The following is a 14,633-nucleotide window of genomic DNA, read 5'->3' as shown; positions in this document are numbered from 1 at the left end:
CCAGAGCTTTTTCCCATGACTACAGCCGCGCCCCATGTCGCAGTTCTCGGCGCCGTTCCTTCCCATTTCGGCGGCAGTGAACTGGATCACTACAGCGATCTTGCCAGCCTGCAGGCGGCGCCGGCCTACGATGTGCTGCTGCTCGACCTCCCGGGCCCCACGGCTGGCCAGATGCTGCGCAGCTTGCGCATGGATCGCCACTACCGCTTCAGCCTGATCTATTGCTGCCATGACCAGGAACCCTGGTGCGCTGCCCTGGGGGATGGCCGGCCCCCGGCCGACCTCGGTGCCATCACGCCGCTCTGGCGTCTCTGGCGCGAACGCTTCGGCCTGTTCAATCGCGGCACCGTGCCGGAGCGCTTCGAGGAGCGGGTGCTGGCCTGGCTCTGGCTGCGTTCCCGTGGCGAGGTCCACGCCGTGCGCGATGCCACCGTGCCGCAGCACTACCGCTACCCGCTGCTGGAGGCCCTGGGGGATGGCGAAGTCGTCAACCAGTTCTCCTGGCTGCAGCTGATGGGCCAGCAAGGGTGGCTGGAGGAGGGCGAGCTGCTGGACCGGCTGCGCTTGTGCACCGGCTGCGGGTCGGGGCGCCTCAACTATGTGGATGTCTGCCCCGAGTGCCAGGCCCTGGACATCGGCCGTCAGCCCTCGCTGCACTGCTTCACCTGCGGCCACGTCGGCCCCCAGGAGCACTTCCTCAAGGAAGGCCTGCTGCTCTGCCCGAACTGCCTGACCCGCCTGCGCCACATCGGCAGCGACTACGACCGGCCCCTGGAGAACTACCGTTGCCGCAGTTGCCAGGCGTTCTTCGTCGACGCCGCGGTGGAAGCACGCTGCCTGGATTGCGGCCTGTCCCATGCGCCGGACAAGCTGCGCGTGCGCGAGGTACGCCACTTCCGTCTGGCTGAAGCCGGGCGCCTGCGCTGCCGTGAGGGCTTCGGCGCCGGGCCGACGAGCATCGAGCGTTTCGGCAGCCTCAACCTGTTGCCGCGCAAGGCCTTCTTCGAGCTCCTCAACTGGCAGCTGCAACTGACCCGGCGGCACCCGACGCCGCCCTTCTCCCTGATCGGTCTGCGCTTCGTCAACCTGCTGGAGACTCTCGCCCAGCTCGGCGAGATGCGTGGCCACGCGCTAGTGGACGGGTTGGTGGAGCGCCTGCAGGAAGCCGTCCGCGAGACCGACCGCTGCTGCCGGCTGAGCGAGGAGGTGCTCTGGCTGATGATGCCCTACACCGATGCCGTCGGACTGGAGGTAGTGCGCAAGCGCCTGGTCAAGGGTGCCGAGAGCCTGACCGCGGGGCAGGCGACGCCCATCGAGGTGCGGCTGGCCGTCTTCACCGCCCCGGACGATCAGCAGGATCAGGAGGATGCCGCCCTGCTGCTGGCGCGCCTGGGCGGACAACTGAGCTGAGCATCGAGCATGGAAGCATTCTTCGAGCAGTGGCTGTTGCTGGTCGGCGAACTGGGCAGGAGCGAAAGCTTCCTGCAAGGGGCGTTCAAGCTGCTGCCGGCCTTCCTGCTGCTGGAGGTGCCGCTGAACCTGCTGGTACTGATCGGTGTGCTGCGCTGGTTCATGCGCAAACCCTTCGAGCTGCCGCGGGACAACGGCTATCGCCCGCGGGTGTCCTGCATCATCACTTGCTACAGCGAAGGGCGCGACGTGCAGCAGACCCTGCGCAGCCTCTGCGAGCAGACCTACCCCGGCTACATCGAGATGATCCCGGTGGTCGACGGCGCGGCCGTGAACCGGCCGACCATGCAGGCGGTGCGGGACTTTCGCGTCGACCCGCTGCTCCATCCGAGGCGCCTGTTGCGGCCCATCGCCAAGTGGCAGCGCGGCGGCCGGGTCTCGTCGCTGAACGCGGGCCTGGCGCACTGCACCGGTGAGGTGGTGATGGCCCTGGATGGCGACACCTCCTTCGACAACGACATGGTCAGCCGGATGGTTCGTCACTTCGCCGATCCGGACGTGCCGGCGGTGGCGGGCAGCCTTCGGGTGCGCAACGCCTGGGCCTCGCTGACCACCGCCATGCAGGCGCTGGAATACCAGCTGTCGATCCACATGTCCAAGATCGGCCTCAGCGAATGGAACCTGGTGAACAACGTGTCCGGGGCCTTCGGCGCCTTTCGCCGCAGCTTCCTCGACAAGATCGGTGGCTGGGACACCCACACCGCGGAAGACCTCGACCTCACCCTGCGGATCAAGAACTACTTCGGCCGCCAGGCCCTGCGCATTCCCTTCGAGCCCGGCGCCATCGGCCATACCGACGCCCCCGTGACCTTCCTCCAGTTCCTCATGCAGCGGCTGCGCTGGGACGGCGACCTGTACTTCCTCTATATCCGCAAGCATCGCCACAGCTTCAATCCGCGCCTGCTGGGCTGGCCGAACTTCCTGATGACCCTGGTCACCGGCTTCTTTTTCCAACTGGTGCTGCCTTTCATCATCTTCGGCTACTGCGTAGCAGGGCCTCTGGTGCTGCCCTGGCCGCGCTTCCTTGCCCTGGCGGCGCTCATCTACCTGGTCTACCTGGGCATGACGCTGCTGCTGTACCTGGCCATGCTGGCCCTGGTGTCAGAGCGCCCGCGCCAGGACCTGCGTCTGTTCCCGGTGGTCTTCGTCTTTCCCCTGTTCATGCTGGTCATGCGCCTGTGGAGTGCGGTGGCCATGCTCAACGAGGCCCTGCGCCGCGGCCACGAGGAAACCAGCATGGCGCCCTGGTGGGTCCTGCGCAGGGCGAAGAGGTTCTGAAGCCATGATCCGTTCCGTGCTTTTCTGCGCATTGCTGCTGGCCGCCGGCGTGGTCCGGGCCGAGGTGCTGCCACTGGACAGGATCCTGGAGCGTGCCGAGGACGGTGCCGCGCTGCAGGCCAACGCCGCCGAACTGCGGGCGCTGGATGCGCTCAAGGAGCAGCGCGAGGCCGAGGCGGGCTGGCAATGGTTCGGTGCGGGCAGTACCGGGCGCTACCGCGAACTGGTGACCGATGACCTGCGCGATGACTACTACGGCCGCGATCTGGCCCTCGGCCTGCGCCACCCCCTGCTTGGCAGCCTGCGCCGGCAGGTGCAGGCGGTGTCCGCGATCGAGCTTGAGCAGCAACGGCAACAGGCCCGCCGCTTGCTGCGCCTGGCCGAGCAGCGGCTGGCCCTGCGCAGCGCCTATGCTGACTGGTGGCGCGCCGAGCAGGAGGCGCGCTGGTGCGAGACGCTGCTGCCCACCGCGGCCGCTGCCCGCGACCGCCTGGACCTGCGCCAGCGCGAGGGCTGGCTGCTGGCGTCCCAGGCGCGGCTGCTGGACGGCCGGTGGCAGGGCCTGCAGCGTCGCTGCGGGCAGAGCGCGCTGCTGGTGGAGGACACCCGCGCCGGACTGGCCGGACTGGCCGGCCTGGAAATCGCGCCTGGCCAACGGGCGCAGGCGGAACCGCTGTCCGCCCAGGTGCTGCCCCTGGCCAGTTGGCGCCAGGCCCTGGAAGGTCATCCGCGTCTGCAGGAGCGGCAGGACGACGTGCGCCAGGCAGAAGGCAACCGGCAATCGCCCTGGTATGCGAGCGTTGATTCCAGCTTCAGCCTGGCGCAGAGCTACGAGGACCGCAGCGGTGCCAGCAAGCGCGGCGACGGACTGGTGGCCAGCCTCAGCCTTTCCGCACCATTCGACCTGTTGGCTTACGGCCAGGCCCGCGACCGCGAGGGCGAGGCGCGACACCAGGCCGCCCTGGCGCAACTGGAGGCCGAGCGTCAGCAACTGCTCCAGTCCCTGGGCCAGACCCTGCAGGCGCAGCGCCAGGCCGCTGCCCAGCTGGATCGGGAGCGCGAGCAGCTCGCCGTTTCGGAGCAGGCCCTGCGTGAGCAGCGGCTGCGCGCCGAACGCTCGGTTTCCGAGAATCCGGGTGAGGAGCAGGCCGTGGAGCTGGAGCACTACAACACGGGATTGCGCCTGATCGCCGCCTGGCACGCCGCCTGGTTGCGCGAGGCGGCGCTGCGCTTGTTCGTCGATGACGACCAGACGCTGTCCGAGCTGCTCGGTCCGCAGCGTGTCGACTGGCCGGCCCTGGCGCTGAGCGAGGCGGAGCCGAAGGGGGGCAGGTCGACGGCCTGGAACCAGGGCGTCTACCTGTGGAACAGCCGGGCGCTGTTGCAGCCGGACAACCGCCGCGTCGAGCTGGATGAGTTGCGCCGTGCCGGCATGGCGCGGCTCTACCTGGGGCTCGATTCCCGGCAGGTGGCCGACCTCCCTGCTCTGCGCAAGCAGCTGCAGGACACTCTGGACGAAGCCCACGCCCAGGGCCTGCAGGTGGTCCTGCTGCTGGGCGATCCGGACTGGCTGGAGCCCGCCGGTCGCCAAGGCCTGCTGGACCTGATCGATCGGCTCCAGGGCCTGCGCTTCGACGCCCTGCACCTAGACCTGGAAGTCGAGCAACTTGGCTGGCCGGTGCCCGACAGCCGCCTGCGGGACTGGCTAGATACCCTGGGCGCCGTGGCCGGGCGCGCGCCCTGGCCGCTGGAACTGTCCAGCCATCACCGCTGGTTCGCCGAACCCGTCGCCGGCACTACCTGCGTGCCATGCGCCCTGCCGCAGCGCGGCGTGCGACAGGTCAGCCTGATGATCTATACCCGCGATCCTGCACGCAGCGCCGAGCTGGCGGAGTCCATCGCCCGGCGCTGGCCGGCGCTGCGCTTCCGCCTGGCGCAGAGCGTCGAGCCGCAGCTGCCGGCCGCGGAGTCCTGGGCCGGGGTGTCGCGCGCAGGGTTGCGGCAGCAGCTGGAGCGCTGGCGCACCCGCCTGCAGGCGGTCGGCGTCGCCGGTGTCGACTGGCAGGACTGGACCCATTTTCCCCGTTGAGCCATCCCATGAAGATTCGATTCTCCAGCTCCAAGGAGCAGCAGCCGACCCAGGACCAGGGCCTCAAGGTGCTCTATGCGCCGGGCAAGCGCCTGGCCTTCAAGCTGCGCTGGTACCTGATCCTGCTGGCAGTGACCAGCCCGTTGCTGTTCCTGGTCGGCCGTGAGTTCTTCGGCCTCTGGCTGATCGAGGCACCGGCCCAGTTGCATCTGCCCTCCAGCGAACTGCGCGCGCGGGAGGCCGGGCAGGTGGAGCGTGTGTTGGGCCGACCCGGCGATCGGGTGGAAGTCGGTCAGTTGCTCCTGCGGATGGACAACCCCGAATGGCGCGCGCGCCTTGCCTTGCTCGCCGAACCGTCGACCCTGCCGTCATCCGCCGTGCAGCCGGGGATGCGGGAACGGGAGCGTCACGCCGTCCAGCGCCTGCTGGACAGTGCCGAATCCCGCCTGGGCAGCCTGCGCGGGCTGCTCGCCGCCGGCGCCGCCACCCGCGGCGAGGTGCAGCAGGCCCAGGACGAGCGGGACAGGCGCCAGCGCGACCTGCTGGAATTCGAGCGCCGCGAATCGCTGCCGGCGGACGCCACCCTGGAGCGCCAGCGCCGGCTGGAAAGCGGCTGGCTGCAGGCGCGTCTGCAGGGCATGGAGCTGAAGGCGGGCGAGGCGGGGGTGATCAGCGAGGTGCTGGTGGGTGAGGGCGAGAACGTCGGCCCCGGCACTCCGCTCATGCGGCTGCAGCGCCTGGGCGATGCCGAGCTCTGGGTCTACCTCGATCCGCGCCATGCCGCCTACGCCTCGCCCGGTCAGCCCTTTCGGCTGCGCCTGCCGGATGGCACCTGGTTGTCGGCGGAGGTGGTGCGCATGGTGGAGGACGCCGTCCCCGTACCGGTGGAACTGCGCGAGGCCTTCAGCGCTCCGAGCCGCAACCTGCGCCTGCTGGCGCGGGTCCGGGGCGAATGGCCGGCGTTCTGGCGCGTGGATCGCCTGGGCCTCAAGGCGCGCTTCCCGCACCGCTGGGGCTGGCTCGATCGCTGGGCTGTCGAGGAGTGACTGACCGCGGCCGGCCCTGGCTAGCGGCCGCTCGCCAGCCAGCCCGGAATCCGCCGCTCCAGGTAGTAGGCGGGTTTTTGCGGTGATCCTTCGACGAAGCCCACGTGGCCGCCCTGTCCATGCAACTCCATGCGCGTGCTGGCCGAGAGTTCGTGGGCTTCCGGCAGGCTGTTGCGGAAGACGAAGGGGTCGTCGGCGGCCTGGATCAGCAGGGTGGGAATGCGGATGCCGCCCAGGTAGTAGCGGCTGGAGGCGCGCCGGTAGTAGTCCTGGGCATCGCTGAAACCGTGCAGGGGAGCGGTGATGCGGCCGTCGAAGTCCCAGAAGGTGCGCAGGCCGTCCAGTGAGCCCAGGCTCGCCAGGGTGGACAGGTGCTCCGCATGGCCCTGATGTTCGAACAGCCGCTGCTTGCCCTTCACGTAGGCGACCATTTCGCGCATGAAATGCGCCTGGTAGACCCGTGAAAAGCCGAGGGCGATGCGGTCAGCGCACTGGTCCAGCCGATAGGGCACCGAGACCGCCACCGCTGCTTCGAGGCCGCTGTCGTCGCCGGTCTCGCCCAGGTACTTGAGCAGCACATTGCCCCCCAGCGAATAACCCACCGCATAGAGCGGCGCCAGCGGGCGACTGGTGCGCAGGTGGCGGACAGTGGTCGCCAGGTCTTCGCTGACGCCGGAGTGGTAGCCGCGCGGCAACAGGTTGGGTTCTCCGGAGCAGCCGCGCCAGTTGATGGCCACACTGGCCCAGCCGCGGGCCGCCAATTCCTGCTGCAGACCGACGACGTACAGCGAATTGGAGGAGCCGGTGAGGCCGTGCAGGACCAGCACCAGCGGCGCGCTGGCCTCGTGGGGGCCGTGCCAGTCCAGGTCGAGGAAGTCGCCATCATCCAGCCACAGGCGCTCGCGGCGCCGCTCCAGATGGAGCGGCTTGCGGCAGAAGGGCGACCAGAGGGTCTGCAGGTGGGGGCTGGGGAGCCACCAGGCAGGCTGGAAGCCGGGGCTGGTAGTCGTTGGGGAATGGAACTGGTTCATCGGCGTTGCCGCAAGTCAGGCGTCAGGGCTCTCCGCGGCCTCGCGCTGCCACAGGGCGTAGTACACCTGGCCGGCCTTCTTTTCCCGGTGCAGGCGCCAGTTCCCCGGCAAGCCCAGCGAGGAGGGCGGGTTCTCGCTTTCGGTATAGACCCAGGCACGGGGGGCGAGCCAGCCGCGTTGTTCCAGGAGGTCGCAGACGGGCGCCAGGAGGTTCTGGTTGAACGGCGGATCGAGGAATACCAGGTCGAAGACCTTCGGCGCCTGGGTGTCCAGGTAGCGCAGGGCGTCGCTTTGCAGCAGTTGCCCGCGGCCGCAACGCAAGACATCCAGGGTGCCACGCAGGGCCGCCACCGAGTCGGGATTGAGGTCCAGCGCCAGGGCCTCTGAGGCGCCCCGGGACAGGGCTTCGAGGTAGAGCGCGCCGCTGCCGACGAAGGGGTCCAGCACGCGGGCGCCTTCCACATGGGGCGCCAGCCAGTTGAACAGGGTTTCGCGCACCCGGTCGGGGGTCGGTCGCAGGCCGGGGCCGTCCGGGAAGGTGAAGCGTCGCGAGCGCCATTCGCCGCCGATGATGCGGAGCTGGCCCTGGCCGCCGTGGGAAGGCTTGGCGGGTTTGGCGTTTGGCTTGCGCATCAGTGCTCCGGTACGCCGCTGGGCATTTCGGCGGGCTTGTCGGTGGGCGGCGGCAGTTCCTTCTGGGTCACGGTCGGGCCGGCGGTGACTATGACGAACTGGTCTGGAGAGAGGTGCTTGGCCATGGCGGCCTTGACCTGGGCGACGTCCAGCGCCTGGACCTTCGCCATGAAGTCTTCCAGGTAAGTCAGCGGCAGGTCGTAGAAACCGATGGCGCCGAGTTGGCCGACTATGTCGGCGTTGCTCGCGGTGGACAACGGGAAGCTGCCGGCCAGTTCGCGCTTGGCGTCGTCCAGCTCCTTCTGGGTCGGGCCTTCAGCCAGGTACTGGCGGACGATGTCCTGGATCAGCTCGAGGGTGCCCTGGCTCATCTCGGCACGGGTCTGCAGGCCGATCATGAAGGGGCCGCGCACCTGCATGGCGGTGAAGCCGGAGCTGACGCCGTAGGTCAGGCCGCGCTTCTCGCGCACCTCTTCCATCAGCCGGGTGCCGAAGCCGCCGCCACCGAGGATCTGGTTGCCCAGATAGAGCGCTGCGTAGTCCGGGTCGTTCCGGTCGATACCGAGCTGGGCCAGCATCAGGTGGGTCTGCTTGGAGGGGAACTCGATATGGTTGACGCCGGGTTTGGGCATCTCGGGTTCGGGCAGCTTGGGCAGCGCCGGGCCTTGCGGCAGGGCCTTGGATACCTGGTTGGCGATGGCCTCGGCTTCGGCGCGGGACAGGTCGCCGACCAGGGCGATCACCACGTTGCCAGCGGCGTAGGCCTTCTGGTGGAAGGCGCGCAGCTGGTCCACGCCGATGCCGGGGATGGACTTCTCGTCGCCTTCGCTGGGGTGCGCGTAGGGGTGCTTGCCGTAGAGCTTGTCGAACAGCTCCAGGCCGGCGAGCTTGCCGGGGTTCTGCTTCTGGAACTCGAAGCCGGCGAGCATCTGGTTCTTGATCCGCGCAAGGGAGTCCTCGGGGAATGTCGGCGCGCCGATCACCTGGGTGAAGAGGTCCAGGGCCGGTTGGCGCAGATCGGCTTCGGTCAGGCTGCGCAGGCTGGCGATCGCCATGTCGCGGTAGGCGCCGTTGCCGAATTCCGCGCCCAGGCCCTCGAAGCCCTCGGCGATGGCGGTGACGTCCTTGCCGGCCACGCCCTCGTTGAGCATGGCGTTGGTCAGGGTGGCGACGCCCGCGGCGTCACCGTCCTGGCTGCTGCCGGCGGCGAAGGTCAGGCGCAGGTCGAACATCGGCAGCTCGGGGGCCTCGACGAACAGCACCTTGGCACCTTCCGCCGTCTTCCAGTTCTGGATCTCCAGGGCGCGGCGGCCGGGGGCCTTGCTACCCAGTTCGGCCACGGATTGCAGGCCTGCAGCGGGGGAGGCGATGTCGGCCGTGGCCGTGCTGGCGGGACGATTGACGATGAAGCCCAGCACGCCAAGCAGGACGATCAGGGCCAGGCCGAGCAGGCCGTAACGCAGGCCGTTGCGCTCACTCATTGCGGGCTTCCTCGGGCAGGATGTGGGCGACGCTCAGGCGGTCGCGGGTGAAGAAGGTCTTGGCGGCGGCCTGGATGTCGGCGGGGGTCACCGCTTCCAGGGCCTTGAGGTCCTGGTCCATCAACTTCCAGGACAGGCCGACGGTTTCCAGCTGGCCGATGGTGGTGGCCTGGCTGGTGATCGAATCACGCTCGTAGACCAGGTCGGCGATCACCTGGGCGCGCACGCGCTTGAGTTCCTCGGTGCTTGGCGGGGTGTTCTTCAGGTCTTCCAGCTGGCGCCAGATGCCGGCCTCGGTCTGCTCCAGGGTCTTGCCCTTCTGCACGTTGGGGGTGGCGCTGACGACGAACAGGCTGTCGCCGCGGGGGAAGCCGTCGTACCAGGCCGAGGCGCCGCTGACCAGCTCCTCGCCGCGCTCCAGGCGGCTCGGCAGGCGCGCGCTGTAGCCGCCGTCGAGCAGGGTGGAGATCAGCCGCAGCGCGTGGACCTGGCGGGCATCCTTGGCGGTGGACAGGCCCGGCACGTTGAAGCCCATCAGCAGGCTCGGCAATTGGGTGCGCACATGCAGGGTCAGGCGGCGTTCACCGGGGGTGGCCAGTTCCACGGGCTTCTTCGCAGGCGGTACTTCACGTTTCGGAATGCCGGCGAAATAGCGCTCGGCGAGGCCCTTGACCTCGTCGGGGGTAACGTCACCGACCACCACCAACGTGGCGTTGTTCGGTGCGTACCATGATTCGTACCAGTGACGCAGCTCCTCCACCTTCATGCGGTTGAGGTCGGCCATCCAGCCGATGGTGGGGGTGTGGTAGCCGCTGGCTGGGTAGGCCATGGCCTTGAAGCGCTCGAAGGCCTTGGCGGTGGGCTTGTCGTCGGTGCGCAGGCGGCGCTCCTCCTTGATTACCTCGATCTCGCGCTTGAACTCTTCGGGCGGCAGCTTGAGGCTGGCCAGGCGGTCGGCCTCCAGCTCGAAGGCAACGCCCAGGCGGTCGCGGGCCAGCACCTGGTAGTAGGCGGTGTAGTCGTCGCTGGTGAAGGCGTTTTCTTCGGCGCCCAGTTCGCGCAGGATACGCGAGGCCTCGCCGGGGCCGAGCTTGCGGCTGCCCTTGAACATCATGTGTTCGAGGGCGTGGGAGAGGCCGGTCTGGCCGGGCGTCTCATAGCTGGAGCCGACCTTGTACCAGAGCTGGGATACGACCACCGGAGCGCGGTGGTCTTCGCGGACCACGACCTTCAGGCCATTGTCCAGGGTGAACTCGTGAGTGGGCTGGTTGTCTGCAGCCAGTGCCACAGCAGGCAGACAGAGAGCGCAGTACAGCAAGCCGGCGGCTTGGCGGGCAAAGGCTTTCATCGATGATTTTGACCTGTCGGACGGCCCCGGCGGTCGTACCGCCTGCGGGCGAAGAGGTGCTAGGATACCCCATCCTTTCCCGGGGCGGCGAAGCTGGCCAGGCATAGAGCCGGCGCGGCCGCTCCCTTGAGATGCAATCGACTCATGTTTGGTTCCAACGACGACAAGAAGGCTCCGGCGCAGGCCGGGGAAAAGAAATCCTTGTTCGGCTGGCTGCGCAAGAAGCCCCAGGAAACCGTCCCCGCCGCTCCGGCGGAGCCGGGGGTTCCGGTCGAGGCAGAAGCGCCGGTCACGCCTGCGCCCGAGGTTGTCCCAGCGGCCGAGCCCCAGGTCGAGCCGACTCCGGTCCCGCCTCCCGCTCCCTTGCCTTATTCCGGCCCGCAGGCCGAGGCTCCCGAGCCCGCTCCGGCCCCGGAGCCAGCGCCGGTGATTGCCGAAACGGCCGTGGTGGTCGAGCCTGTTGCACCTGCACCTGCACCTGCACCTGCACCTGCACCTGCACCTGCACCTGCACCTGCACCTGTTCAGCCAGCTCCCGCAGCTGAAGCGGCTGCTCCTCAGCCGGTTCCTACGCCTGAAACCGCCCCAGTCGCACCCGCGCCTGCTGCCGAGTCCGAGCCTGCCAAGGCCGGTTTCTTCTCCCGACTCAAGCAGGGTCTGTCGAAGACCAGCGCCAGTATCGGCGAAGGCATGGCCAGCCTGTTCCTCGGGCGCAAGGCCATCGACGACGACCTGCTGGACGAGATCGAGACCCGGTTGCTGACCGCCGACGTCGGCGTCGAAGCCACCAGCGCCATAGTCCAGAGCCTGACCCAGAAGGTCGCGCGCAAGCAGCTGGCCGACAGCGGTGCCCTGTACAAGGCCCTGCAGGAGGAGCTGGCTGCCCTGCTGCGCCCGGTCGAGCAACCGCTGAAGATCGAGAACGGCCGCGCGCCCTACGTGATCCTGGTCGTCGGCGTGAACGGCGTCGGCAAGACCACCACCATCGGCAAGCTGGCCAAGAAGCTGCAACTGGACGGCAAGAAGGTGATGCTGGCTGCCGGCGACACCTTCCGCGCCGCCGCCGTGGAGCAGCTGCAGGTCTGGGGCGAGCGCAACAACATCGCCGTGATCGCCCAGCACACCGGCGCCGATTCGGCTTCGGTGATCTTCGACGCCGTGCAGGCCGCCAAGTCCCGTGGCGTCGACGTGCTGATCGCCGATACAGCCGGACGCCTGCACACCAAGGACAATCTGATGGAAGAGCTGAAGAAGGTGCGCCGGGTGATCGGCAAGCTGGATGAGTCGGCTCCCCACGAGGTGCTGCTGGTGCTGGATGCCGGCACCGGCCAGAACGCCATCAACCAGGCCAAGCAGTTCCATCAGGCGGTCAACCTCTCCGGCCTGGCGCTGACCAAGCTGGACGGCACCGCCAAGGGCGGGGTGATCTTCGCCCTGGCCAAGCAGTTCGGCTTGCCAATCCGCTATATAGGTGTCGGAGAAGGCATCGACGATCTGCGCACCTTCGAGGCCGATGCCTTCGTCAAAGCCCTCTTCGCCGAGCGGGAGTCCGCATGATTCGATTCGAGCAGGTCGGCAAACGCTATCCCAATGGCCACGTAGGCCTGCACGAACTGAGCTTCCGCGTCCGCCGCGGCGAGTTCCTCTTCGTCACCGGCCACTCCGGCGCCGGGAAAAGCACCCTGCTGCGCCTGCTGCTGGCGATGGAACGGCCCACCACCGGCAAGCTGCTGCTGGCCGGCCAGGACCTGTCGCAGATCACCAACGCGCAGATTCCCTTCCTGCGGCGCCAGATAGGTGTGGTGTTCCAGAACCATCAGCTGCTGTTCGATCGCAGCGTGTTCGACAACGTCGCCCTGCCGATGCAGATCCACGGCCTGTCCAAGCCGGAGATCGCCAAGCGGGTGAGCGTGGCGCTGGAGCGCGTCTCCCTGGCGGACAAGGCCGAGCTCTACCCGGCCGACCTTTCCACCGGCCAACAGCAGCGCGTCGGCATCGCCCGCGCCGTGGTGCATCGCCCGGCCCTGCTGCTGGCGGACGAACCCACGGGTAACCTGGACCCGCGCTTGGCCGCGGAGATCATGGGCGTTTTCGAGGACATCAATCGCTTGGGTACCACTGTGCTAATCGCCAGCCACGACCTGGCGCTTATCGCGCGCATGCGCCACCGCCTGCTCACCTTGCAACGCGGCCGCCTGATCGGCGACGGGGAGGCGGTCTGATGAGCGCCAAGCAGATGCCGCCGCCCAAACCCGCCGAGCGTGTCGGCGCGTCACCGCGGCACACCGAAGCGTCGGAGAAGGCTGACGAAGGCCCGGATTTCCGCACGCTGCTGCACGCCTGGCTGGAAAGCCACCGCGCCAGCCTGATGGACAGCTTGCGCCGCCTGGGCCGCCAGCCCATCGGCAGCTTCTTCACCTGCCTGGTGATGGCCATCGCCCTGAGCCTGCCCATGGGGCTTTCCCTGCTGCTCGGCAATGTCGAGCGTCTGGGCGGTTCCTGGCAGCGCGCGGCGCAGATTTCCCTGTTCATGAAGATGGATGCCGGCGAAGCCCAGGGGCAGAAGCTGCGCGACGAGATCGCGCGGATGCCGGACGTTTCCGAAGCCGAGTGGATCAGCCGCGAACAGGCCCTGGCCGAGCTGCAACAGCAGTCGGGCCTCGGCGAAGCGCTCAAGGAGCTGCCGCAGAACCCGCTTCCGGGGGTGGTCCTGGTGACGCCCAAGGAAGTCGACAAGGCCGCGCTGGAGGCCCTGCGCCAACGTCTCGCCGAGCTGCCCGGCATCGAGCAGGCACAGCTGGACCTGGTCTGGGTCGAGCGCCTGTCGGCCATTCTCAAGCTGGGCGAGCGCTTCGTCTTCGGTCTGGCCCTGCTGCTGGTGCTGGCCCTGCTGTTGGTGATCGGCAATACCATTCGTCTGCATATCGAGAACCGCCGCACCGAGATCGAAGTGATCAAGCTGGTCGGCGGGACCGACAGCTACGTGCGCCGTCCCTTCCTCTATATGGGGGCGCTCTACGGCACCGGCGCGGGCTTGCTGGCCTGGCTGGTACTGGCCTACGGCCTCAACTGGTTGAACGGTGCCGTGGTGCGCCTGGCGGGGCTCTACGGTAGCGATTTCGCCCTGGCCGGGGTGCCCCTGGCCGATGGTCTATCCCTGCTTCTGGGGGCTGTGCTGCTGGGTTACATTGGCGCCTGGCTGGCCGTCGCCCGCCACCTGAGCGAGCTCGCGCCGCGCTAGAAACGCCGGTTTTCGCGGGCCTTTCCTGGTGGTGTAACGAAACTTTTACGCCCCCTTGCAGTCAGATTGGCCAGTGCTACACTGCGCGAGCTTTAGTGAATCGGAGGATTTGCATGACCACTTCCCTGCAACCTGTCTATGCCCTTGCCCCCGGTGCGAACCTGGAGGCATACGTGCATGCGGTCAACGGCATCCCGCTGCTGACCGTCGAGCAGGAGCGCGAGCTGGCCGAACGCCTCTTCTATGAACAAGATCTGGAAGCGGCACGGCAAATGGTGTTGGCGCACCTGCGCTTCGTCGTGCACGTCGCCAAGAGTTATTCCGGCTACGGCCTGGCCCAGGCCGACCTGATCCAGGAAGGCAACGTGGGCCTGATGAAGGCCGTCAAGCGCTTCAACCCCGAGATGGGCGTGCGCCTGGTGTCCTTCGCGGTGCACTGGATCAAGGCCGAGATCCACGAGTTCATTCTGCGCAACTGGCGCATCGTCAAGGTCGCCACCACCAAGGCACAGCGCAAGCTGTTCTTCAATCTGCGCAGCCAGAAGAAGCGCCTGACCTGGCTGAACAACGATGAAGTCCATGCGGTGGCCAATACCCTTGGCGTCGAGCCCCATGAAGTGCGCGAGATGGAAAGCCGGTTGACCGGCCAGGACATGGCCTTCGACCCGGCGGCGGACGCTGACGACGACGCGGCCTTCCAGGCTCCGGCCCACTACCTGGAAGACCACCGCTACGATCCGGCGCGCCAGCTGGAGGAGGCCGACTGGAGCGACAGTTCCACGGCCAACCTGCACGAGGCGCTGGATGGCCTGGACGAGCGCAGCCGCGACATCCTTTACCAGCGCTGGCTGGCCGAGGAGAAAGCGACCCTGCACGACCTGGCAGCCAAGTACAACGTCTCCGCCGAGCGTATCCGCCAGTTGGAGAAGAACGCCATGAGCAAGCTCAAGGGCTTCATTCAGGCGTAAGTTCCAAACCCTGGAAAAGCCGCACGCATGTGCGGCTTTTTTCTTTCT

The 14,633-nt window shown here is 67.9% G+C and carries 12 protein-coding genes; 8 read left to right on the top strand and 4 right to left on the bottom strand.

Going from position 1 to position 14,633, the window contains the following annotated elements; all coding sequences use genetic code 11:
• Positions 1-15 precede the first annotated feature (15 nt).
• Genes E8F12_RS04565 through E8F12_RS04550 form a run of 4 tightly spaced genes read left to right on the top strand, consistent with a single transcriptional unit; the run spans position 16 to position 5,883 of the window.
• Positions 16-1,410, top strand: coding sequence for a diguanylate cyclase (locus E8F12_RS04565; protein ID WP_280324104.1), 1,395 nt, complete (start codon positions 16-18; stop codon positions 1,408-1,410).
• A 9-nt stretch (positions 1,411-1,419) separates the two neighbouring features.
• Positions 1,420-2,748, top strand: a complete 1,329-nt coding sequence (locus E8F12_RS04560) for a glycosyltransferase (protein WP_280324103.1) — start codon at positions 1,420-1,422, stop codon at positions 2,746-2,748.
• A 4-nt stretch (positions 2,749-2,752) separates the two neighbouring features.
• A complete protein-coding gene (locus E8F12_RS04555) occupies positions 2,753-4,837 on the top strand; it encodes a TolC family protein (RefSeq protein WP_280324102.1) in 2,085 nt (694 codons plus the stop codon).
• An 8-nt stretch (positions 4,838-4,845) separates the two neighbouring features.
• The gene (locus E8F12_RS04550) at positions 4,846-5,883 is read left to right on the top strand and encodes an HlyD family efflux transporter periplasmic adaptor subunit (protein WP_280324101.1); all 1,038 of its coding nucleotides are present in this window, start codon (positions 4,846-4,848) and stop codon (positions 5,881-5,883) included.
• A 20-nt stretch (positions 5,884-5,903) separates the two neighbouring features.
• Here the strand turns inward: E8F12_RS04550 and E8F12_RS04545 are convergent, their stop codons facing one another.
• The 4 genes from E8F12_RS04545 to E8F12_RS04530 are packed head-to-tail and all read right to left on the bottom strand — an operon-like array spanning position 5,904 to position 10,376.
• Positions 5,904-6,914 (bottom strand): hydrolase, encoded by a 1,011-nt coding sequence (locus E8F12_RS04545; RefSeq protein WP_280324100.1) that lies wholly within the window; start codon positions 6,912-6,914, stop codon positions 5,904-5,906.
• Between the two features lie 15 nt (positions 6,915-6,929).
• The gene (rsmD, locus tag E8F12_RS04540; protein WP_280324099.1) at positions 6,930-7,547 is read right to left on the bottom strand and encodes a 16S rRNA (guanine(966)-N(2))-methyltransferase RsmD; all 618 of its coding nucleotides are present in this window, start codon (positions 7,545-7,547) and stop codon (positions 6,930-6,932) included.
• Entirely contained in the window at positions 7,547-9,028 is a 1,482-nt protein-coding gene (locus E8F12_RS04535; protein WP_280324098.1) for a pitrilysin family protein, read from the bottom strand. The genes rsmD and E8F12_RS04535 overlap by 1 nt, the downstream gene beginning before the upstream one ends.
• The gene (locus E8F12_RS04530; protein WP_280324097.1) at positions 9,021-10,376 is read right to left on the bottom strand and encodes a pitrilysin family protein; all 1,356 of its coding nucleotides are present in this window, start codon (positions 10,374-10,376) and stop codon (positions 9,021-9,023) included. The genes E8F12_RS04535 and E8F12_RS04530 overlap by 8 nt, the downstream gene beginning before the upstream one ends.
• 144 nt (positions 10,377-10,520) lie before the next feature.
• On the opposite strand from E8F12_RS04530, the gene ftsY reads away from it, so the two are divergent.
• The 4 genes from ftsY (at position 10,521) to rpoH (ending at position 14,585) form a co-directional block, all read left to right on the top strand.
• Positions 10,521-11,933, top strand: a complete 1,413-nt coding sequence (ftsY, locus tag E8F12_RS04525; protein ID WP_280324096.1) for a signal recognition particle-docking protein FtsY — start codon at positions 10,521-10,523, stop codon at positions 11,931-11,933.
• Positions 11,930-12,598: a cell division ATP-binding protein FtsE gene (gene ftsE, locus E8F12_RS04520; protein WP_280289492.1), complete on the top strand. Its 669-nt coding sequence runs from the start codon at positions 11,930-11,932 to the stop codon at positions 12,596-12,598. Before ftsY ends, ftsE begins: the two co-directional genes overlap by 4 nt.
• Positions 12,598-13,617 carry a permease-like cell division protein FtsX gene (gene ftsX / locus E8F12_RS04515; RefSeq protein ID WP_280324095.1) on the top strand — a complete coding sequence of 340 codons (1,020 nt, stop codon included), beginning with the start codon at positions 12,598-12,600 and terminating at the stop codon, positions 13,615-13,617. The genes ftsE and ftsX overlap by 1 nt, the downstream gene beginning before the upstream one ends.
• Before the next feature lie 113 nt (positions 13,618-13,730).
• Positions 13,731-14,585, top strand: a complete 855-nt coding sequence (rpoH, locus tag E8F12_RS04510; RefSeq protein WP_280324094.1) for an RNA polymerase sigma factor RpoH — start codon at positions 13,731-13,733, stop codon at positions 14,583-14,585.
• The last annotated feature ends 48 nt before the right edge of the window (positions 14,586-14,633 follow it).

Source organism: Pseudomonas sp. BN102 (genome assembly GCF_029871245.1).
Lineage (GTDB): Bacteria > Pseudomonadota > Gammaproteobacteria > Pseudomonadales > Pseudomonadaceae > Metapseudomonas.
This window is presented reverse-complemented; position numbering and strand designations above follow the sequence as displayed.

Excerpts from the sequence above, each read along its gene's own strand:
- E8F12_RS04560 (WP_280324103.1), top strand. The coding sequence starts at position 1,420 with ATGGAAGCATTCTTCGAGCAGTGGCTGTTGCTGGTCGGCGAACTGGGC.
- rsmD (WP_280324099.1), bottom strand. The coding sequence starts at position 7,547 with ATGCGCAAGCCAAACGCCAAACCCGCCAAGCCTTCCCACGGCGGCCAG.
- E8F12_RS04530 (WP_280324097.1), bottom strand. The coding sequence starts at position 10,376 with ATGAAAGCCTTTGCCCGCCAAGCCGCCGGCTTGCTGTACTGCGCTCTC.
- ftsX (WP_280324095.1), top strand. The coding sequence starts at position 12,598 with ATGAGCGCCAAGCAGATGCCGCCGCCCAAACCCGCCGAGCGTGTCGGC.
- E8F12_RS04545 (WP_280324100.1), bottom strand. The coding sequence starts at position 6,914 with ATGAACCAGTTCCATTCCCCAACGACTACCAGCCCCGGCTTCCAGCCT.
- E8F12_RS04535 (WP_280324098.1), bottom strand. The coding sequence starts at position 9,028 with ATGAGTGAGCGCAACGGCCTGCGTTACGGCCTGCTCGGCCTGGCCCTG.
- ftsE (WP_280289492.1), top strand. The coding sequence starts at position 11,930 with ATGATTCGATTCGAGCAGGTCGGCAAACGCTATCCCAATGGCCACGTA.
- rpoH (WP_280324094.1), top strand. The coding sequence starts at position 13,731 with ATGACCACTTCCCTGCAACCTGTCTATGCCCTTGCCCCCGGTGCGAAC.
- E8F12_RS04565 (WP_280324104.1), top strand. The coding sequence starts at position 16 with ATGACTACAGCCGCGCCCCATGTCGCAGTTCTCGGCGCCGTTCCTTCC.
- E8F12_RS04555 (WP_280324102.1), top strand. The coding sequence starts at position 2,753 with ATGATCCGTTCCGTGCTTTTCTGCGCATTGCTGCTGGCCGCCGGCGTG.
- E8F12_RS04550 (WP_280324101.1), top strand. The coding sequence starts at position 4,846 with ATGAAGATTCGATTCTCCAGCTCCAAGGAGCAGCAGCCGACCCAGGAC.
- ftsY (WP_280324096.1), top strand. The coding sequence starts at position 10,521 with ATGTTTGGTTCCAACGACGACAAGAAGGCTCCGGCGCAGGCCGGGGAA.